General features: G+C 48.4%; 22 protein-coding genes and 1 riboswitch. All 22 genes read right to left on the reverse strand.

The features are described 5' to 3' along the window. Positions 1-4 precede the first annotated feature (4 nt). The 22 genes from ACDE64_RS20930 to ACDE64_RS21035 all read right to left on the reverse strand — a co-directional run bounded on the left by ACDE64_RS20930 (position 5) and on the right by ACDE64_RS21035 (position 21,498). The gene (locus tag ACDE64_RS20930; protein WP_411348161.1) at positions 5-892 is read right to left on the reverse strand and encodes a flagellar hook-basal body protein; all 888 of its coding nucleotides are present in this window, start codon (positions 890-892) and stop codon (positions 5-7) included. 179 nt (positions 893-1,071) lie between these two features. Then, positions 1,072-2,070, reverse strand: a complete 999-nt coding sequence (locus tag ACDE64_RS20935; RefSeq protein ID WP_411348162.1) for a rod shape-determining protein — start codon at positions 2,068-2,070, stop codon at positions 1,072-1,074. Positions 2,071-2,458: 388 nt separating this feature from the next. Beyond that, the gene (gene murA, locus ACDE64_RS20940) at positions 2,459-3,823 is read right to left on the reverse strand and encodes a UDP-N-acetylglucosamine 1-carboxyvinyltransferase (protein ID WP_411343993.1); all 1,365 of its coding nucleotides are present in this window, start codon (positions 3,821-3,823) and stop codon (positions 2,459-2,461) included. Positions 3,824-4,138: 315 nt separating this feature from the next. Further along, complete coding sequence (locus ACDE64_RS20945) at positions 4,139-4,387, reverse strand: DUF1146 family protein (protein ID WP_367063802.1); 249 nt, start codon at positions 4,385-4,387, stop codon at positions 4,139-4,141. 281 nt (positions 4,388-4,668) lie between these two features. After that, positions 4,669-5,085 (reverse strand): F0F1 ATP synthase subunit epsilon, encoded by a 417-nt coding sequence (locus ACDE64_RS20950; protein ID WP_411343995.1) that lies wholly within the window; start codon positions 5,083-5,085, stop codon positions 4,669-4,671. Positions 5,086-5,118: 33 nt separating this feature from the next. After that, the gene (gene atpD / locus ACDE64_RS20955) at positions 5,119-6,519 is read right to left on the reverse strand and encodes a F0F1 ATP synthase subunit beta (protein ID WP_411343996.1); all 1,401 of its coding nucleotides are present in this window, start codon (positions 6,517-6,519) and stop codon (positions 5,119-5,121) included. Between the two features lie 164 nt (positions 6,520-6,683). Continuing rightward, on the reverse strand, positions 6,684-7,550 hold the full coding sequence (gene atpG, locus ACDE64_RS20960; protein WP_411343997.1) for an ATP synthase F1 subunit gamma: 867 nt from the start codon (positions 7,548-7,550) through the stop codon (positions 6,684-6,686). A gap of 284 nt (positions 7,551-7,834) precedes the next feature. Then, positions 7,835-9,346, reverse strand: coding sequence for a F0F1 ATP synthase subunit alpha (atpA, locus tag ACDE64_RS20965; RefSeq protein WP_411343998.1), 1,512 nt, complete (start codon positions 9,344-9,346; stop codon positions 7,835-7,837). A gap of 18 nt (positions 9,347-9,364) precedes the next feature. Further along, a complete protein-coding gene (locus ACDE64_RS20970; RefSeq protein ID WP_411343999.1) occupies positions 9,365-9,910 on the reverse strand; it encodes a F0F1 ATP synthase subunit delta in 546 nt (181 codons plus the stop codon). Beyond that, a complete protein-coding gene (gene atpF / locus ACDE64_RS20975; RefSeq protein ID WP_411344000.1) occupies positions 9,907-10,392 on the reverse strand; it encodes a F0F1 ATP synthase subunit B in 486 nt (161 codons plus the stop codon). Before atpF ends, ACDE64_RS20970 begins: the two co-directional genes overlap by 4 nt. Positions 10,393-10,550: 158 nt before the next feature. Then, a complete protein-coding gene (atpE, locus tag ACDE64_RS20980; RefSeq protein ID WP_188774165.1) occupies positions 10,551-10,775 on the reverse strand; it encodes a F0F1 ATP synthase subunit C in 225 nt (74 codons plus the stop codon). A 145-nt stretch (positions 10,776-10,920) separates the two neighbouring features. After that, a complete protein-coding gene (gene atpB / locus ACDE64_RS20985; RefSeq protein WP_411348163.1) occupies positions 10,921-11,721 on the reverse strand; it encodes a F0F1 ATP synthase subunit A in 801 nt (266 codons plus the stop codon). Beyond that, positions 11,714-12,133, reverse strand: coding sequence for an ATP synthase subunit I (locus ACDE64_RS20990; protein ID WP_411344002.1), 420 nt, complete (start codon positions 12,131-12,133; stop codon positions 11,714-11,716). The genes atpB and ACDE64_RS20990 overlap by 8 nt, the downstream gene beginning before the upstream one ends. Continuing rightward, a complete protein-coding gene (locus ACDE64_RS20995) occupies positions 12,126-12,371 on the reverse strand; it encodes an AtpZ/AtpI family protein (RefSeq protein WP_411348164.1) in 246 nt (81 codons plus the stop codon). Before ACDE64_RS20995 ends, ACDE64_RS20990 begins: the two co-directional genes overlap by 8 nt. Before the next feature lie 168 nt (positions 12,372-12,539). Beyond that, positions 12,540-13,712, reverse strand: a complete 1,173-nt coding sequence (wecB, locus tag ACDE64_RS21000) for a non-hydrolyzing UDP-N-acetylglucosamine 2-epimerase (RefSeq protein WP_411344004.1) — start codon at positions 13,710-13,712, stop codon at positions 12,540-12,542. A 21-nt stretch (positions 13,713-13,733) separates the two neighbouring features. Continuing rightward, positions 13,734-14,363 (reverse strand): uracil phosphoribosyltransferase, encoded by a 630-nt coding sequence (upp, locus tag ACDE64_RS21005; RefSeq protein WP_411344005.1) that lies wholly within the window; start codon positions 14,361-14,363, stop codon positions 13,734-13,736. Positions 14,364-14,868: 505 nt separating this feature from the next. Further along, positions 14,869-16,119, reverse strand: coding sequence for a serine hydroxymethyltransferase (gene glyA, locus ACDE64_RS21010; protein WP_411348165.1), 1,251 nt, complete (start codon positions 16,117-16,119; stop codon positions 14,869-14,871). A 70-nt stretch (positions 16,120-16,189) separates the two neighbouring features. Beyond that, on the reverse strand, positions 16,190-16,777 hold the full coding sequence (locus ACDE64_RS21015) for a TIGR01440 family protein (protein WP_411344007.1): 588 nt from the start codon (positions 16,775-16,777) through the stop codon (positions 16,190-16,192). 195 nt (positions 16,778-16,972) lie between these two features. Further along, a riboswitch (ZMP/ZTP riboswitch) is annotated at positions 16,973-17,056 on the reverse strand. Positions 17,057-17,142: 86 nt separating this feature from the next. After that, complete coding sequence (locus ACDE64_RS21020) at positions 17,143-17,730, reverse strand: low molecular weight protein arginine phosphatase (protein ID WP_411344008.1); 588 nt, start codon at positions 17,728-17,730, stop codon at positions 17,143-17,145. Positions 17,731-17,871: 141 nt separating this feature from the next. Further along, entirely contained in the window at positions 17,872-18,996 is a 1,125-nt protein-coding gene (locus ACDE64_RS21025) for an L-threonylcarbamoyladenylate synthase (protein WP_411348166.1), read from the reverse strand. 264 nt (positions 18,997-19,260) lie between these two features. Continuing rightward, on the reverse strand, positions 19,261-20,448 hold the full coding sequence (locus tag ACDE64_RS21030; protein ID WP_411348167.1) for an FtsW/RodA/SpoVE family cell cycle protein: 1,188 nt from the start codon (positions 20,446-20,448) through the stop codon (positions 19,261-19,263). A gap of 36 nt (positions 20,449-20,484) precedes the next feature. Beyond that, positions 20,485-21,498 (reverse strand): N5-glutamine methyltransferase family protein, encoded by a 1,014-nt coding sequence (locus tag ACDE64_RS21035; RefSeq protein ID WP_411350360.1) that lies wholly within the window; start codon positions 21,496-21,498, stop codon positions 20,485-20,487. Positions 21,499-21,504: the final 6 nt, after the last annotated feature.

The following is a 21,504-nucleotide window of genomic DNA, read 5'->3' on the forward strand; positions in this document are numbered from 1 at the left end:
TTTATTATACACGGCCGACATCGTTAACAGTTTTATCGAGGCTTTTATCATAAAATTGGACAATTTTTTGGTTTGCTTCATAGGCGCGTAAAGCGGCACTCAGTTCAACCATCGATGCTGCTGCATCGACTGTGGAACCTTCCAGATACCCTTGGCGCAATTCCACGTTATCTGCCGCTTGCAGCTGTCTTACACCAGCTTCTGCTGTGTTGGCAGCACTGATTTGAAAGAGTCCGTCACCAGTACGTGTCATCAAACCAGGCTGGTTGACGACAGTAATACCAATCTGACCGACCTGCTGCCCCGTTTGCTTGGACGAGATCACACCGCGAGAATCCACGTTATAATCACTCATTGAGCCTTGCAACGTAACTGGGTTGCCATTGCTGCCCAGTACCGCGTTGCCAGTAGATGTGCGCAGATTGCCTGCACCATCCAATTGAAAATTACCATCCCGAGTATACCCGGTTTCGCCATCTTTTCCGGTCACGGCGAAGAATGCCTGTGGACGATACGTGATCGTTCCATTATCTGCTACGTATTTGCCGGAAGCATCGAAAGGAATATTTTGTCCGGTAGCCGGATTAGGCAGATTCATTTCCGATACAATTGCAAAATCATCCAAGGAGTTTGTCTGACGCACATCACCTTGTACATTGACAGACACACTTTCCTCAGCCAGGACGCCAGTATTAATGCGACCGATTTGACGGCTTGTTTGTCCTTGGTCACCACCACTCAGGGAAATGAGCATTTCCGGGAACGAACGTTCAATGCTCTCGACTTCCTTATAACCGGGCGTATTGATGTTTGCAATGTTCTGCGTAATGGTATCATGACGGCGCTGTTGTGTAATCATGCCAGAAGCGGCAGTATAAAGACCTCTTAACATTACCGGATACTCCTCTCACTTCTCAAAATTCCGTCTCTGTTCCGTATCAGTCAGCAGGGATTCTGTCGGGTTACTTCTTTATTTTACCGCAAATTAACAGGATGTTCATGTATTATTGCTATATTAAATGCGAAAAGGCATAACTATACTGTGATTCGTTATTATTTATATCGGCATGCCTAGAACTTTTTTTTAGATACTTTATCCAAATTATTTAACATAATTCCAGTTCCTTTAACGACACAGTGCATCGGGTCTTCAGCAACTAGTACGGGAACATGCAGTTCCTGAGACAACAATTCTTCCAGACCGTCCAGCAACGCACCACCACCTGTTAAAATAACACCGCGGTCGATAATATCTGCCGACAATTCTGGTGGAGTCTGTTCCAGCACCATTTTGGCAGAACTCACGATGGACAAAATGGTATCGGACAATGCCGCTTGCACTTCGCTTGCTGTAATCGTTACTGTCTTCGGCAGACCAGTTACCATATCGCGACCACGAATATCCATCTCACGCTGAATCCCGTTTGGACGTACAGTAGCGATATTCACTTTGATATCTTCAGATGTGCGTTCACCGATCAGCAGTTTATATTCATTTTTGATATAACGCATAATGGATTCGTCGAATTTGTCGCCTGCTACTTTGAGCGATGACGAAGTAACGATGTCCCCCATCGACAAAACGGCAATATCGGTTGTGCCGCCGCCGATATCGATAACCATATTACCACTTGGCTCAAAAATATTCATGCCCGCGCCAATCGCAGCCGCTTTCGGTTCAGCTTCCAAAAATACGTCCTTCGCACCAGTACGCTCTGCGGCTTCACGGATCGACTTTTGCTCCACAGACGTAATGTTCGTCGGCGCACAAATCAAAATGCGCGGATGACTGTACCAGTTACGCGCGCCTACTTTATTAATAAAATGTTTGAGCATCGATTCTGTCACTTCAAAATCGGCGATCACGCCATCACGCAGTGGACGAATAGCCACAATATTCCCTGGTGTTCTGCCGATCATCCGGCGTGCTTCTTCACCGACAGCTAGTACGCGTTTGGTGTCTGTTTCCAGTGTTACGACAGATGGTTCGTCTAATACTACACCTTTACCTTTTACGTGAATGAGTACGTTTGCCGTACCCAGGTCAATTCCGATATCCTTGCTAAACATGTCAAGAGCCTCCAAAAGTCGTATTTCCGGTAAAAGAGTCTCTTATCACCACACCGTCTGGGCGAATTCACCAACAAAGCTGTCTGTAAGTTTGGTTGCTGCCATGGATCACAGAATTCGCATTTCGTCCAAATGCTCAGATCGTCAAACTCTAATCACGGTCAATCTTTATTAAAATTAGCATAATTGCATAGTGGATTCAACGATAATGTTCGGGATTTGGCGGAAGTAACAGTAATGTAACCACGCAAAAAGCCGGACACGAGGTCCGGCTTCAGCTAATGGTACTATGCAAGGCTATATTCGCGAACATAACGGTCATCCATTTACACGCTCATAGCGTATATGAAGTAACCGGTATTCCGCGTGTCAAGCCAATGATTTAACATTACACACCAGTTGGTTGTACATTCAGCATAGATACATTTGCCGACTTAGCTTTTTCAGCCAGTACAGCAGCTGCTTCATTTGCTGATGGTACAGCTTTGACTTCGGCATCTTCCAGACGCCAGATATCAGCACCCAGACCGGACAGCTTCTCAGCCAGATGTACATAACCGCGGTCGATATGATGAGTACCGCCCACTTCGGTTGTACCATCGGCAATCAGACCAGCACAGATCAATGCAGCACCAGCACGAAGGTCGGTTGCGCATACTTTGGCGCCAACCAGTTGTGGACCGCCTGTGACGATGGATGTTCTGCCTTCGATACGGATACCCGCATTCATCAGGTTGAACTCGTCCACGTGCATAAAGCGATTTTCAAACACGGTTTCGGTAATGATGCTAGTTCCTTGAGAGCCGAGCATCAGCGCCATCATTTGTGCCTGCATATCCGTTGGGAATCCAGGATAAGGCAACGTTTTGACATCTACAGCACGGAGCGGATGATTGGCAACAACACGTACACCATTCTCATCCGGTGTAATCTCTACACCCATTTCTTCCATTTTGGCGATGACTGGACCGAGATGGTCTGCAATCGCGCCTTCTACATATACATCGCCGCCAGTGATGGCAGCTGCTACCATATACGTTCCCGCTTCAACACGGTCAGGAATCACGGTATGTTCAGTTCCATGCAGTTTTTCCACGCCTTCAATGCGAATCACGCCTGTACCTGCACCACGAACTTTGGCACCCATTCCATTCAGGAAATTAGCCAGATCCACGATTTCCGGTTCTTTGGCAGCATTCTCAATCGTTGTAATGCCTTCTGCCAGAGTCGCCGCCATCATGATGTTCTCGGTAGCACCCACACTTGCAACATCCAGATAAATCTTGGTGCCGCGCAGTCTGCCATCGCATTTGGCTTCGATATAACCATGGCCGAGATTGATCTCTGCGCCCATCGCTTCAAAGCCTTTCAAATGCTGGTCAATCGGACGTGTGCCAATCGCACAGCCGCCCGGCAACGAGATACGGGTTTTGCCCAGACGGGTCAACAACGGACCCATTACCAGAAAAGAAGCACGCATTTTGCTAACCCACTCATACGGGGCTTCGCAAGAAGACAATTCCTGTGCATCGACATGGATTGTCTCGTTCTGGTATGTAACCACAGCTCCAAGCGATTCCAATACTTTGTTGATAGTCATTACATCGTCAAGGGAAGGTGCTTCGTGAATGATGCTTACACCTTTTTCTCCCAGTAAAGAGGCAGCAATAATCGGGAGAACTGAATTCTTTGCCCCGCTAACTTTGACATTCCCTGTCAATCGCTTGCCACCGCGGACGATAAATTTGCTCATTAGGATTCCCTCCGCGCGTCATTTTGCTTGTCCGGCATTATAAAGTGAATGTGAATAGTAGGATGAACATGGCGATGGCCCTGGAGGTCATGCTGTCTGATTAATGAAGATGCCAGCCTGTATGCTACGTTATTCGCTTTCGGTTTACGATGCCTATTGCATGTAATTTGGATTTAAAATTGAATGTAATGGTTGAGTTCCAGCGGTTGTCCAGTTTCAAACATGAAGTCAAATGTGCGGTTACGTGAATAGAAATAGTACGGCGGCTTAACAATTGAAATAAGCCTAACACACTTATAACCGTAATCCCCACATTCAAAACATAAATCGCAGTGCCTGTGTCCACTGGAGATAGTCGAGCAAAAACGCGGATACGAAATGCCCAAGCACAATCGCCAGCAGTAAATGAAGCATTTTACCAGCAGCACTCTTGGGATGACGAACCAGCAGATCAAACTTAAAATTTTGCAACGCCCACCATGAAAGACCAATGCAAAGCAGCGAGATGATAATGGATAGCAAACCGTTTGTGCCGACAGCGGCTCCCGCATCTACTGTGCTCATTCCAGCTCACAGCCTCCTTACTTAAATTACTTGGCAATCAGTCTTTTATACGGACTATTCTATAATACTTGCCCTTTAGCAAAGAATCTAGTCCCAAATTTACAAATTTCACCGTATACATGGCATATTCGTGCATTTCCTGAAAAAAAACAAGGTTTTCGCGTGTTTCATGCATTCAAATCAGCTTTTTTCAGCGAATATCTCGGAAATACAGATGGGTCTAAACACCCAACCACACAAAAACAGCCGGACCGTTATGATGACGGGCCGGCTTGTTTCTATTATCGGTTTTCACCTGAAGAAGATACTTTGATACGGTTCATGGCGCGTTGCAATGCAAGCTCGGCGCGACGGAAATCAACATGATCCTGACTAGAGCGGTTGCCCAGTCGGCGTTCGGCACGCTCTTTGGCAGCGCGTGCGCGTTCTACGTCGATATCGTTTGCTCGTTCCGCACTTTCTGCGAGTACGACCACTTTGTCGGGACGCACTTCCAGAAAGCCGCCCTGAATCGCAAAGGTACTTCTTTTGCCGCCAGCCTGGAATGTCAACGGCGCCACTTTGAGTGGAGTTACCGTTGGAATATGGCCGGCGAGAATGCCCAATTCGCCTTCGACACCTGTGGCGATCAAACGATCCACCTGTTCGGAAAAGACCAGGCGCTCAGGTGTGACGATTTCCAATAAAAACGTGCTCACTTTCATCCCTCCTCACGTTTTGCAGGCATGCTCTTACAGTGTTTTCGCTTTCTCCACTGCTTCCTCGATTGTGCCTACAAAGAGGAATGCCGCTTCCGGAAGCTCATCGTGTTTACCGTCCAGAATCTCTTTGAAGCTACGTACAGTTTCTTTAACCTGTACATAACGACCTTTGATACCGGTAAACTGCTCGGCTACGTGGAAAGGCTGGGACAGGAAACGCTGAATTTTACGCGCACGCGAAACGGTCAGCTTATCTTCCTCGCTCAGCTCGTCCATACCGAGGATTGCGATAATATCCTGCAACTCTTGATAACGAGCCAGAATGCGTTGTACGCCTTGAGCTACATTATAGTGCTCTTCGCCAACAACTTCTGGAGTCAGGATACGAGAGCTGGAAGCCAGCGGATCAACCGCCGGGAAAATACCCATCTCGGAGATTTTACGCTCCAAGTTGGTTGTTGCATCCAAGTGGGCAAACGTTGTTGCCGGAGCTGGATCCGTATAGTCATCCGCAGGCACGTAGATCGCCTGAATGGACGTAACCGAACCTTTTTTAGTAGAAGTGATACGCTCTTGCAGCTGACCCATCTCTGTAGCGAGGGTTGGCTGGTAACCTACCGCAGACGGCATACGACCGAGCAAGGCGGATACTTCAGAACCCGCTTGAGTAAAGCGGAAGATATTATCGATAAACAGCAGTACGTCTTTGCCTTCTTGATCGCGGAAATATTCCGCCATGGTCAAACCGGTCAAAGCAACGCGCAGACGTGCGCCCGGAGGCTCGTTCATCTGTCCGAATACCATCGCTGTTTTGTTGATAACGCCAGACTCTCTCATCTCGTGGTACAGGTCATTACCTTCACGAGTACGCTCACCAACACCGGAGAATACAGAGATACCGCCGTGCTCTTGTGCGATGTTGTTGATTAGTTCTTGAATGGTTACCGTTTTACCTACGCCGGCACCGCCGAACAGACCGATTTTACCGCCTTTGGCATAAGGTGCGAGCAAGTCGATAACTTTGATCCCTGTTTCCAGCATTTCTGCTTGTGTCGACAGTTCATCAAATTTCGGTGCTTCACGGTGAATCGGGTTATTGATCTCGGAAACAACATCACCCGCTTCGTCGATTGGCTGACCGAGTACGTTAAATACGCGACCCAGTGTTACTTCACCAACTGGAACAGAGATCGGTGCACCCAGATCTTGTACTTCCAAACCGCGCACAAGGCCATCTGTGGAAGACATTGCAATACAACGCACCAGGTTATCACCTTGGTGGTTGGATACTTCAAGCGTCAGGTCGATCTTTCTACCGTTTTCCAGTGTCGTATCGACCTTAAGTGCGTTCAGGATTTCCGGCAGTTGACCGCGTCCAAACTCAACGTCGACAACCGGACCCTGAATACTTACAACGCGTCCTGTATTCATTATCCTTTTCCCTCCTACTGACTTGCTGTATCAAACCATATTGGAAGCGGTACTGAATGGAAATGAATCCACCAGCATCCGCTTTGAAGATAAATTACGAATTTGAAAATAGACTGCGAAGCGAACCCTATTTACGGCATGACCGCAATCGTGGTCTGCGCTTCTTAGTTTTGTGCGTTTGCGCCAGCTACAATCTCAGTAATTTCCTGGGTAATAGCCGCTTGACGTGCACGGTTATATACCAGTTTGAGATCGCCAATCAGCTGGGAAGCATTTTTGGTTGCACTGCCCATTGCTGTCATACGTGCACCCTGCTCACTTGCTTTACCTTCCAGCAATGCATTGAAGATCAGAGTCTGCGCATATTTGGGTAGCAGGACAGCCAGTACTTCCTCGGCTGAAGGTTCGTATTCGTAGCTAGCCGTTACTGCACTAGATTCCACTTCCAGAGCATCCATTGGAAGCAGACGTACAGACGTCGGTGTTTGTGTTAACGCGTTAATAAACTGGTTATAACATAAGTACAGTTCGTCGTAACGACCTTCTTCGTACCCTTGAATCGCTGCCTGAGCAAGCGATTTGATATCCGCATAAGACGGGAAGTCCGTCAATTCGGCTACCGAATCGGTGATCGGCATACTACGACGACGGAAATAATCGCGCCCTTTACGTCCGATAACAAACAGTTCGTACTCATCGGTAGAAGAGTGACGCTTCTTAATATCCGCGCTGACCTGACGCAGAATGTTGGCATTGTAACCGCCAGCCAGACCACGGTCGGAAGTAACGATTAAGTAGGCAACACGTTTAACCGGACGTTTGTCCAGCATCGGGTGCTTAACGCCTTTCGTACCAGAAGCGATACTCGCAACGACTTCGCGTAGCTTATCGGAGTAAGGACGTGCAGCTTGAGCCTTCTCCTGTGCTTTACGAAGCTTAGATGCTGCGACCATCTCCATCGCTTTGGTAATCTGTCTCGTGTTTTGAACACTTTTGATCTGCCTTTTTACTTCGCGCATACCTTTAGCCATATGGTTTCACCACCTTAACCTTTGAATCGCGTTCAAAGTCATACGATCACTGTCATATCCAGACGTTGGCTGACAGCACAATCGTGCTCTTCCTAGAGACATCGACTGCTGCAAACATGCCGCAGGTCAGTCGGTCTATACACCTGTATATGGAATATAACCATCTGACCTGAAGATGTGCTATTGCGGAAAAGTTACCGGACGAAGCCGGAAGTGTCCTTTTCACGCATCATTTATAGGATACTACCCGCTATGTACGGGTAGCGGTTCATTCAGAGCCGGTTTTAGCTAGTTGCAAAACCTTTTTTGAAAGATTGGATCGCTTCTACCAGAGCCGCTTCGTTATCGGAAGTCAGATCTTTGGTATCGCGAATCGATTGCAGAACAGCATCATGACTCGTTGTCATGAACGACAGGAATTCCGATTCAAAACGACGTACATCAGCTACTGGAATATCATCCAGATGACCTTTGACTGCCGTATACAAGCTGACAACCTGCTGTTCAACGAGCAGTGGTTGGTTGATGCCTTGTTTCAGAATTTCCATCATACGTGCACCACGGTTCAGACGGGACAATGTCGATTTATCAAGGTCGGAACCGAACTGAGCAAATGCTTGCAGCTCGCGGTATTGCGCCAGATCCAGACGCAGTGTACCAGCAACCTTTTTCATCGCTTTGATCTGTGCGGAACCACCGACACGAGATACAGAGATACCTACGTTGATCGCTGGGCGTTGACCTGCATAGAACAGCTCGGACTCCAGAAAGATCTGACCGTCGGTAATGGAGATTACGTTCGTCGGAATGTACGCCGATACGTCGGACGCTTGTGTCTCGATAAATGGCAGTGCCGTCAGGGAACCGCCGCCTCGTGCGTCACTCAGTTTCGCTGCACGTTCCAGCAAACGGGAATGCAGATAGAATACATCACCAGGGAAGGCTTCGCGACCCGGTGGACGACGGAGCAGCAAGGACAGTTCGCGATAAGCAGCTGCCTGTTTGGACAGGTCATCATAGATGATCAGCGCATGTTCGCCTTTGTACATAAAGTACTCGCCCATTGCGCAGCCCGCGTAAGGAGCTATGTACAACAGTGGGGATGGATCAGATGCGGATGCAGTTACGATAATGGTGTAATCCAATGCGCCGTGACGACGCAGCGTTTCCACTACTTGTGCTACTGTGGATTGCTTTTGACCGATAGCGACATAAATACATTTTACGCCTTGGCCTTTTTGGTTGATGATTGCGTCAATCGCAATCGCCGTTTTACCTGTTTGACGGTCACCGATGATCAACTCACGCTGACCACGACCGATTGGCACCATCGCGTCAATCGCTTTGATACCAGTTTGCATAGGTTCATGAACCGATTTACGGTCGATAACGCCTGGTGCAGAACCTTCAACCGGACGGAATTCTGTTGCTGCAATCGGTCCTTTGCCATCTACAGGTTGACCCAGTGGATCGACAACACGGCCCAGCAGAGCTTCGCCAACAGGAACTTCCATGATGCGGCCAGTACGTTTTACCTGATCGCCTTCGCGGATATCTGTATATTCACCAAGGATAACGACACCGACATTATTAGCTTCCAGGTTCAGTGCCATACCCATAACGCCATTGGAAAACTCAAGCAGTTCGCCGGACATTGCGTTTTGCAAGCCGTATACACGAGCGATACCATCGCTTACTTGGATAACGGTGCCGACTTCAACGACTTCAATATCGCTTTTGTACTGCTCTATTTGACTTTTAATCAATGTACTGATTTCTTCAGGTCTGATACTCAAGTCAGTCCCTCCTGTCTCTTATGCTTGTTTCCGAAAAGACTTTTCCAAACGTTCCAGTTTACCTGAAACGCTGCCGTCATACAGCTTGTCGCCGATGACTACTTTGAGTCCGCCAATAAGCGACTCATCAATTACATTTTGTATACGAAGACGCTTGCCTGATAATTGACCGAACGTAGCGGACACTTCCGCCTGCTCTTGCTCGGTTAATGGAAACGGTGTGTACACAGTCGCATCTGCAACATTCAGCGTGTCGCTGACAATATTGTTGTAGCTGCTCAGTAGTTCGGGAAATACCTCATATCTGCCGCGCTCAATCAAAAGCACCATCGTACGCAGCAGGGCATCAGAAACTTTGCCCGAAAATACGTTATCCAGCACCTTTTCCTTATCAGCCAGCGATATATTCGGCGTAGCGATAAAATTGCGGAATTCATGATCCGCTGCCAGCGCGTCGACAACGGCTTTCAGTTCCTGACCGGTTTCTTCCACACGTCCACTATCGGACGCCGCTTCAAAAAGGGCTTTGGCGTAACGGGACGATACTACAGTATCGCGGCTCATTGTCTGATCCCTACGTCTTTCAGGTAATCATCCACCAGTTGTTCCTGCGCTTTTGGATCAACTTCTTTTTGCAGCACTTTGGAAGCGATTTGTACGGATACAGCACCGATTTCGCTGCGCAGTGCAGCTACGGCTTTGTTTTTCTCATTCTCGATATCGCGAGCAGCCTCGTTTTTGAGACGCACCGATTCTTCTTTTGCTTGATTGATCAGCTGTTCAGCTTGGCTGTTGCTCGTTTGACGAGCTTGCTCAAGAATATCCTGAGCATCTTTACGTGCCTGCTGCAAAGCCACTTTTTGTTCTTCTACATATTGAGTTGCCTGATTGCGCGTCTGAGCTGCTTCGTCCATTTGCTGCTTGATCAGTTCGCGGCGTTTTTCCATCACCGAAAACAGCGGACCAAAGGCATAACGGTTCAAAAGCCAGTACAGGATCAGAAACGCAACGATTACAATCACAAGGTTAGTCCATTCAAAATGCAAATCAGTTCACTCCTTCCCCGAAACTTCCAAATCGAAATACATTCATTTAATGAAGAGAAATGAAAATATCATCCGAATCCTATGACTTCACGTACACTTACGCTAAAAAGAAGGCGCGGATGGCTGTGGCCTTCCCCGCCAGTTGATTTGTTCTTTGTTTATGCAGCAGCGTAGAAAATGAATGCCAGTACGACACCGATGATTGGCAGTGCCTCTACCAGACCTACACCGATAAACATTACTGTTTGCAGTGTGGATTTCGCTTCCGGTTGACGAGCGATACCTTCTACCGTTTTACTTACGATCAGACCGTTACCAATACCTGCGCCCAGTGCGCCCAAACCTACGGCGATAGCTGCCGCCAGAAATGCTAATGCTCCCATTGAAAAAATCCTCCTTAGAGTGTGTAAATTATTATTTATGTTGAGCCCGGTACGAAGGGATATCCAACTTCCGAACTGTAAAACCAGTTACAAAAAACTATCAGATCACGCTCTTCAAAATCGGCAACTGTGCGTCGATAATGAGTTAATGATCTTCGTCCGTCTCCAGCGACTGTGATATGTATACCATAGCCAGAATGGTGAAGACAAAAGCCTGGATGGTGCCGACAAAGAGACTGAATCCCTGCCAGACAATCAATCCGAGCACGGAGGCAATCGCCCCTGCTCCAAACCACAGTGTGGACATTTTAAGCAACACGGAAATCAGTACTTCACCGGCAAAAATATTACCGAATAGACGCATACCGTGTGTCAATAGTTTGGAGAACTGCTCAATCAGGTTAATTGGGAAGAAGAAGAAGAACGGTTTGAAATAATGGCCGAAATAGTGCTTCGGATTCTTCACAATACCTAGGAAGTGAACCAGAACGAATACGATCAGTGCCAATCCCATTGCGGATGCAGCATCAGCAGTTGGTGATTTCCACCAGCCTACCTCAACATACTCTTTGCCTGAATTCAGACCATCGAGAACCGTTGTGAGCGGAAAACCGAAGAAATTAGCTGCTGCAGGGTCTGTATACTTGAACGGAATAACAAGCGGTAGACCGAGCAGATTACTGACAAAGATGAACATAATCAATGTCAGACCAAGCGACAAGAACGGTGCTCCCTTTTTGTAGTCCATTGTACTCGAAATCAAACCCTGTACGAATTCGACTACCCATTCCATAAAGTTTTGCAGTTTGCCTGGATTCTCTACAGACAGATTGCGGGTGGCCAGTTTCGCCAGTGCGAATACAATGATACCACTTACAATTACGGTTAAGATCAGGGCAAGGTCAAACTTTAAATTTCCAATCTGAACTATCGGTGCTTCATGCATTTTTCTCACCCCTTTCGTTGTCGGACTCTGACTTACTTTCGCGACGAGAAAGGATAAAGCCTATAATGACAAGTGCAAACGGTGCAAATACAAGACTTCCAGCAAGGGCGTGAATCTCAAACACCTTCGGAAACTCGACTGCAAGAATAACGGCACCAATCGAAAAAGCCGCCCGCTGTGCAAATCCCAATCCTTTGAATCTCTTTCCTGTGCCGCTAGCTGCCTCATCGGTCATCTTTTGCACCTTACGGGCTAAATACTTCGTATTCACGAAGCTGACCGCCGAGCCCACAATCAGCCCGAAGGCAATGGGACGGTATTCCGGAAGCAATGCGACAGCAAGAAAACAAAGCGCGAGAAAAGCAAAGGTGGTCCGGGTCAGCCAATAAATGTACGCTGGTATTTCATTCATTCGGTTCCCCCACTATTTTCTTAATGATGACAACAATACCTACAATGCCTGCAAACAGACCTGCAAGCACGCCGATGGCAATACCGATTCCTGAACCATTCCACATTCGGTCCAGCCAAGAACCAAACCAGAATCCGGCGAGTGTGCACACAGTCAGATCGATACCGATCGCACTCACCAGTCCAACCGCCTTCCAAGGCGACGAACCGTCTGGTTTGCGCTGTTGTTGTTCTGTCATAACACACTCCACCCTCGGAATCCCAGTTCATTGTACTGAATCGTTCAAGTCTTTGTCAAACCATTTCGCTTTAGCACTTTAACGCAAAGTCTTCACGAAACACCACTTGATACTGTGCGATTGATCACACGTACCCTACAGTATCACTGTATACTGCAATCGTCTTTTTCACAAGACGGCTGTAGGTCCTTTTTTGAACGTTGTGTGAAATTCTTCGGGACGTTCTTCCAAAACACCGTAATGATGCAAAATCGCATTGACAATCCGTTTGGAAGCCTGCCCATCACCGTAAGGATTCGCCGCTTCACTCATAGATGCGTACAGCTGTTGATCGGTCAGCAGTGCATGAGCACGTTCATAAATTTGAGTTTCATCCGTACCAACCAATTCCAGCGTACCCGCATCAATGCCTTCCGGACGCTCAGTCGTATCCCGCAGAACGAGAACCGGTACACCAAACGAAGGTGCTTCTTCCTGCAATCCGCCGGAATCGGTCAGAATCAGATGGGTATGCGGATAGAAATTATGCAGATCAACTACATCCAGCGGATCAATCAGCTTGATGCGTGGATGGTTGCCCAAAATCTCATAAGCCGGTTCTTTGACTGCCGGACTTGGATGCACCGGATACACAATCGCTACATCTTCGAACTCGTCAGCGATGCGTTTCACAGCACGGAAAATATTGCGGTGCGGCTCGCCCTGCGATTCACGGCGGTGTGCCGTCATCAGAATCAGGCGCTTGCCTTCTGCCCACTGCAATACCGGGTGGCTGTAATCAGGCTGTACTGTATATTGAAACACATCTGTTACCGTGTTGCCTGTGATATACACGCTTGACGGGGATTTATTTTCTTTATGCAAATTGCCTGCCGACCATGCTGTCGGTGAAAAATGTAGGTCTGCCAGTACGCCGGTCAGTTGACGGTTCATCTCTTCTGGGTACGGGGACATTTTGTTCCAGGTGCGCAGCCCTGCTTCCACATGACCCACATCGATCTGTTGCATAAAGGCGGAATAACTCGCCAAGAACGTCGTCAGCGTATCACCATGCACGAGTACGATATCGGGATTGGCATCACGCAATACCGGCTCCAGTCCCTGTAGCACGCGGATCGAAATCTCATTCAATGTCTGGCGATCCTTCATCACATCCAGATCGTAATCCGGGGTAATGTTGAACACTTCCAACACCTGATCCAGCATCTGACGGTGCTGTGCAGTTACACAAACAACCGATTCGATATGCTCTGGGTGCTTTTGCAGTTCAAGAATGAGCGGAGCCATTTTGATCGCTTCGGGACGTACGCCAAAAATCGTCATTACTTTAATCTTTTTCATAACTGTGGTTTATACCTCGCTTTACTTAGTTCCGTAGAGACGGTCGCCTGCATCGCCAAGACCCGGTACGATATAACCGTGATCGTCCAGACGCTCATCCAGTGCAGCTACATAAATATCTACATCAGGATGCGCATCCTGTACTGCTTTGACACCTTCTGGTGCAGCGATCAGGTTCATCATTTTGATCTGGGTGCAGCCGCGTTTCTTGAGCACATCGATAGCAGCAATGGCGGAACCGCCGGTTGCTAGCATCGGATCGATCACGATCAGTTCACGCTCTTGCACATCAGTTGGCAGCTTCACATAATACTCCACCGGTTGCAGCGTGTCTGGATCACGGAACAGTCCTACATGTCCTACTTTGGCTGCGGGCAGCAGTTTCAATACGCCGTCCACCATACCCAAACCGGCGCGCAGAATCGGCACCAGACCGAGCATGCGTCCAGAGATTACTTTTCCTTCTGTTTTCACGACCGGCGTTTCAACCGGAATCGACTCCAATGGAATATCGCGTGTAATCTCGAATGCCATCAAGGTAGCAACTTCGTCTACAAGTTCGCGGAATTCCTTCGTATTGGTGTTTACATCACGAATAAATGTAAGTTTGTGTTGGATCAAAGGGTGATCGCATATCACCAGTTTTGCCATGGTTTGTCCCTCCGGTATATGTTCAATAATAACAATGGTAAGTCCTATCGATGCGTATGTATTCAAAACACATGGCACAAGGTTGAGGACCGGGGAACACACTTCCCCCCGTAAATCTTGTCTATTATATCATTACACGAGGTCAATTTCACCAGCAACTCCGACGAATTCATGCAATTCTCGAATATGACAGTATAACGCTTACAATTTCCAGATGATAGCGTATTTATCCTGAAATCACCCAGTACTTACTATTATAATAGGAAATGGCTTGAATGGGGCAAATTATTTTAATTTTTCTCAAAAAATTTATTGTAAAAATTAGCAAGAAAAAAGCCAGCAGATAATTACGCATCTGCTGGCTTTTATGATCGTATGCAGCGACTGATTATTCCGCCAATTGCATATTACATATTGTAAACGAAACGTATGAAGCACGCCGCCGATTCAATCTCAAAATAGTCGGAATGACAGACTGAATTGCACAAATTCAGCTTGTGTGGAATTAATACTTCACTTGTTGATACAGCGGGAATTTCGATGTCAATTCTGCTACGTCTTTGCTTGCTTGTGCCAGTACGGCTTCGTCTTTTGGTGCCTTCAGTGTAGCGGCGATGATCTGACCGATTTTCTTCATCGCTGCTTCGTCCATACCGCGCGATGTCGCTGCTGGCGTACCGAGACGGATGCCGCTAGTGATGAACGGGCTAGTTGGATCGAATGGAATGGCATTTTTGTTTGTTGTGATGCCAACGGAATCCAGCACATGCTCGGCTTCTTTACCTGTGATATGCACGCTGCGTGTATCTACTAGCATCAGATGGTTATCAGTACCACCGGAAACGATCGTCAGACCTTCTTCCACCAGTGTCTCAGCCAGTACTTTGGCATTTTTCACTACGTTTTGTGCGTATGTTTTGAACGAAGGTTGCAATGCTTCACCCAGTGCAACCGCTTTGGATGCGATAACGTGCATCAGTGGTCCACCTTGTGTACCTGGGAATACAGCTTTGTCGATCGCAGCTGCCCATGGCTTGCGACAGATGATCAGACCACCACGCGGTCCGCGCAATGTTTTGTGCGTTGTTGTGGTTACGAAATGAGCATGCGGAACAGGGCTTGGGTGTTCGCCCGCTGCCACCAGACCAGCGATATGTGCCATATCAACCATGAACAATGCACCTACATCGTTGGCAATAGAAGCCAGTGCTTCAAAGTCGATGGTACGTGGATATGCACTTGCACCAGCTACGATCAGACGAGGACGATGCTTGAACGCCGCTTTGCGCACTTCATCATAATCGATCAGGAAGTTGTCTTCACGTACGCCGTAAGCAACGAAATTGTATAGCAGACCGGATGCATTCACAGGGCTACCGTGGGTCAGGTGACCACCATGCGCTAGGTTCATACCGAGTACTGTATCGCCCGGTTTCAGTGCTGCCAGGTATACTGCCATATTCGCCTGTGCACCGGAGTGCGGCTGTACGTTGACATGCTCAGCACCGAACAGTTCTTTGGCACGGTCGCGTGCGATGTCTTCTACGATGTCGACATGTTCACAGCCACCATAGTAACGTTTGCCCGGATAGCCTTCAGCATATTTGTTAGTCAGTACGGAACCCATCGCTTCCATAACCGCTTCGCTGACGATATTCTCAGACGCAATCAGCTCGATATTATCGCGTTGGCGTTTCAGTTCCAGTCCCATTGCTTCCAGTACTGCCGGATCATTGTTTCTCAGTTGCTCCATCATTGTTCATTTTCCCCCTGATCATGTTCATTATTCGTTAAGTGACATTGCACATGCGCTCAGGCATGTCCTATCAATCGCACGTTCCACCATCAGCCGAAGGCAGTGGGGTGTACACCGCGCGTTCGCCGCCAATCAGTTTGGGGCGAGTGCGTGCGGCATTCACTCTAGCTTCGCCAAGCTGACGCAGATGCGTGCGGTAAGGCACAGCAACACGTTTCAAATGCATTCCGATTAACGTTTCTCCAATATCGATGCCCGCATGAGCTTCGATGCTTTCCGCCAAACATGGATCTTGGGCGGTTTGGTACACATAAGCTGCCATCGAACCGCCCGCCTTGGGAATCGGTACGGCAGCGACCTCTGTCCAGTTGTATCGATCCAGACTGGAGCGTTCTACGACTAGTGCACGATTCAAGTGCTCACAGCATTGAAAAGCAAGCTGAAAGCCAAATTCGCGTTGTACGTCACGAATGCCTTCCACCAGCGCTTCCGCAATATCCAGTGTACCGGATGTGCCGATATGCTGTCCGGCAATCTCGCTTGTACTTGCTCCAATGACCAGAATACGATCTGGTCCAAGACTGGCAGCTTCCGCTACCTCACGGGTAATCAATGCCGCATCGCGCCGAATAGCAGCGATCTTCTCGTCATCCTTCATGATCTTTGCCTCCTTGTGCAGCTATAGGATTGCCGGTTTGCAGCCGTGCAGGCTGTTCACCTGCCATGTAGTATCATTATAGCGTGCAGAGGATGCAACGGCGACATTACTTTGTAAAACCGCATCGCCGCTTCACGAAAACATGCCCAAAAGACCAAAAAAAGAGCAGGACACACAGGTTATGACTGTGTATCTGCTCTTTGCCCAGGCGACCGGCCGTATGTTCCGATGCTCCATTGTGGTTAGGTTCCACTCTTGTCGCCAGTTACATCGGATCTGTCTTTGTGCTTCCATCATAAGGCATGTTTTTTGGAAAATCAACCGGATTTGTTCAAAAAATCGATGAATTTCTTTGAACAATACAATTATCGCGGACGATACGCTTCCAGCTTATCCAGCAGCTTGTCCAGTGCAGCGCGAATATCCGCGGCAGCATATTCGTAATCATCGCGCGTACCGCCATAAGGATCAACAATATCAAAGCCGGGAATACGCTGTTGAATCTCGATCAACCGTTCATAATCAGCGGAATCAATCGTACCGCCCAGTGCACGGCTGATTTCAATACCAGCGTGCAGACTGTCGAGTTCTTCCAGATCGGCGATGACGGTAGCGTCGTTTTCTACATATTCCTTGAGTGTATATATTTTGCCAGCAGTCTGGGGAAAACGGCGCAGCACTTGCTGCTTATGGCTACCCGTTAATGTCAAAACCAGATCCGCCCAGTGTATCGTCGTTGGTGTCAATGAGGATGAAGTAAGCTGATCATAAATCTGATGATCATGCAGCACTGCTTCCGCATGGCGAGATACGGACATGCCATCCACGGCAGCAACACCAGCAGAGCGGACTTCGACAGGTATGCCGCGCTCCTTTGCCAGTTTCCGCATAAAGCCTTCCGCCATCGGGCTGCGGCAGGTATTACCGGTACATACAAACAAAATATGATGCATGCTCATACCTCCCGTTCCTTCATAATTCGGATATATGCCCAAGTGGGTCAATCTTCCGTGTCATTCATTATAGCAGACTCTGACTGCCGGGACACTATACAACATACGCTACGTACGAGTAGGTCACTTTACAGATCTGGCTTAGTCTACCGTAATGATCTGTCCACCTGCTGCCTTGGATAAGCGGTTCATCACTGCCAAACCCACCCCGGATTCTGAACAGCCCTGTGCCAGAATATACGTAATGTTGTGATCGTCAAATGTACGCAAACTACCATACAATCGACTTGCCGCCTGTTCCGTTTGTTCAGCACTGCCCAGTGACAATCGCAATGCCGAGCCGTAATCCGTCGTATCTTCGTCAAACGTCAACACACCGACCTGTTCACCACGTTGCTGGGCAGCTAGCAATTGCTGCTGCATCCATGCACCGACATGCGCCGGACTATGACCGATGACAATACTCATATTGCCACGCGGAGCATAGTGCGTATACTTCATGCCTGGCGCGAGCGGTGCGATCTCTGCCGAGACACCTGCCAATCCGGGATCAAGCTTTACATCTGTAGCAATGGTCAGTAATTGCTCACGCGTAATTCCGCCCGGTCGCAAAATAAACACAGTGCCGTTCTCCTTCACCTGAATCACGGTAGACTCCACGCCTACACCTGCATCCCCACCATCGACAATACCATCGATTCTGTCTGCCAGATCATCTGCCACATGAGCAGCAGTTGTCGGGCTAGGGCGACCGGAACGGTTAGCGCTTGGCGCAGCTAGCGGTTTGCCGGAAGCAGTAATCAATGCTAGCGCTACCGGATGATCCGGCATCCGTACGCCAACAGTGCGAAGCCCTGCCGTCACGCGTGGAGACAGCACATCCTCCATTACCGGCATCACCAGCGTTAGTGGACCAGGCCAGAACGCATCCATCAATTGACGCTCCAAGGGCAGAACACGCTGTACCAGTTCATCCAACTGATGATTCTGCGAAATGTGGACGATCAACGGGTTATCTGCTGGTCTTCCTTTGGCAGCGAATACCGCTTCCACGGCTGATGTATTGCCCGCATCGGCGCCAAGACCGTATACCGTTTCCGTTGGAAACGCGACAATACCACCCTGCGCCAGTACAGCTCCCGCTTCTGCCAGCTGTTCCGGTTGCGACGTATGCTGGGTAAGCTGCCAGATTGTGCAAACTTGCGGTTGTGTCTTCCCACTCGCCTGCTGATTGGATTGCGATACCGATTCTGCTTCGTGACTCATGATTGGCAAACCTCCTATCTCCTTGTTCCTGCTATCGATCTATATTTGCTTCATTCATTTTTCAAAATAAAAGGAGTACCGTCTATGTTAGCGCGGTTCTCCTTGGGTATAGTGTGCGATTAAGACGTACTACCTTGTAATTGAGACGTATCAAAGCAACGATCACTCTACTTGCTCCAACAGGTATACTTTCATGCTATCTTATCGGTATCTTCGCATTCAACACAATCGTTATCGTCGTATTCAACGCATACGATAATCTGATCAGGTTGCTTTGCTGCCTACATACCGATCCGCCACTGCTAGTGGCAACTCGTCCGTATCGACCTGATTGTGGATACGAATGCTCATAACCAAACCCATGCACGCCATATTCATCAGCAGCGATGTACCGCCAAAGCTAATAAATGGCAGCGTAATCCCGGTCAATGGCATCAGCCCGATAAACATGCCGATATTTTCAAAAATCTGATATAGCAGCATCGCTACAATCCCGATAATCAGATACGGTCCGGCACGCTCGCGACATTCTAGCGATACAAGTACCAGCCGGTGAATGAGTGTGAAATACAGCAGCAATAACACCGCTGCCCCGATAAAGCCGAACTCCTCCGCTACGACGACGAAGATTGAATCCGAGTATGTCAGCGGCACGCGATCTGCCTGCACCGAGCTGCCCTTCATATATCCTTCACCGCTCAGACCGCCAGAAGCGATTGCCAGCTTGGCATTGCGCGTATGATACACTGCCTTCGCTGTTGCTTCATCCGGCATCAGCCATGGATCGATCCGTTCCATCCAGTGCTCGCGGTTAATATCGACTAGATATTTCTCAATATTATCGTGATACGCTACATAACTATGAATCCCGACTACAATGAGCAAAATCGCAAGTGCGGTTACGAGTGCCGCCTGCGTATATTTCATATTGCCGATCCAGAGTAGTGCCATCGTGATAATCAGATAACTGAGTGCGTTCCCAAGGTCATTTTGCACCATAACGAGTGCAAATGGCACAAATGTAATACCCAGCAATGGAATAATATCGCGCCAGAAGCCGAGTTTTAGCTTGTTCTTGTTCGCCAGCATGACGGACAGGAACATGATCAGCACCATTTTGAACAATTCTGCTGGCTGTAAACTCACACCGCCAAAATTCAGCCAACCCTGCGCATTGTTCAGCGTTTGTCCGACGATCATAACGAGCAGCAACAATGCCAGACCACCGATGTAAATGTAAAGCGAATATTTGAGCCAGAAACGGTAATCCACCAATGCCATCACGAAGAAAACGATAAATCCCAGCGCATAATACATCGCCATCTTGCTGGTGGAATCACCAAACTTGGCACTGGAATGGGTGGCACTGTAGATCACGATCAGACTTGTACCCATCAGCACAAGCAAAATGGCAAAAAGTGGCCAGTCGATCCGCTTCAGCTTTGCGATCATGATTGTCTCCTTTTCGTTCCGGTCCCGCGCTGTCTGTTACAGCATACCGATCACATGCCGTTCGATGCCCGCAAGATCCTTGATAATATGAATCTGATCATATCCGGCAGTACGCACCATATCCGCTACATCCTGTGCTTGCCCTTGCCCAAGCTCAAATGCCACCATCGCTGGCAATCCGCTTAATAGCGACAGCTGTTCCATCATGATCCGGTACGGTCCAAGCCCGTCCGGTCCGCCTGCTAATGCACTTAATGGTTCATGCAAACGTACCTCCGGCTGCAATCCGGCAATATCATCGTCGGGAATATACGGCGGATTGGACACGACAATATCTACGCGGCGTCCAGCAAATGGCTCTAACAGATTGCCCTGCTCCCAATGAATCGGCGTCTGCTGCCGCTCACTATTCTGCCGCGCTACCTGCAAAGCATCCAGCGAAATATCGCTTGCCCAGATATCCCAATCTGGCATCATTCGTGCCAATGTCAGTGCAATCGCACCACTGCCGGTGCCGATATCTACGCAGACTGGACGGTGAGCATGATTGGACGTAGTATCACTTTGCCAATTCTGACTTTGCATATCCGTTATGCCCTGCTGAATTATTGCATCTGTATCTTCAGAATGGATATAATCACCAGCTGAATGTGCAAGATCAGTATCGTTGTTGTCAGGCAGCTCTTGTTCTACTTGTGAAAAGGCCAAATCGGCTGCCAGCTTGGTTACCGACTCGACGAGTAGTTCCGTTTCAGGGCGCGGAATCAGAACGGATGGGGTCACGATAAACACTTCACCGTAAAATTCCTGCTCCCCAATAATATACTGCGCCGGTTCACCAGCCGCTTTGCGCTGAATGACATGCTCCCAGATCTCGCATTTGTCCTGAGGAAATGGCTCTGGTAGCGCCATATAATACGCCGCACCGGACAAGCCCAGCACCCATTCCAGCAGAAGGCGGGCGTTGGATTCCGGTTCCATCACATCATGCTGCTTTAAAAAAGAAGAAGCCTCAACATAGGCTTCCCTTATACTTTGTTGTACCTTCATTCTGAA

It is taken from the genome of Paenibacillus sp. WLX2291 (assembly GCF_046603665.1).
Taxonomy (GTDB): domain Bacteria; phylum Bacillota; class Bacilli; order Paenibacillales; family Paenibacillaceae; genus Saccharibacillus.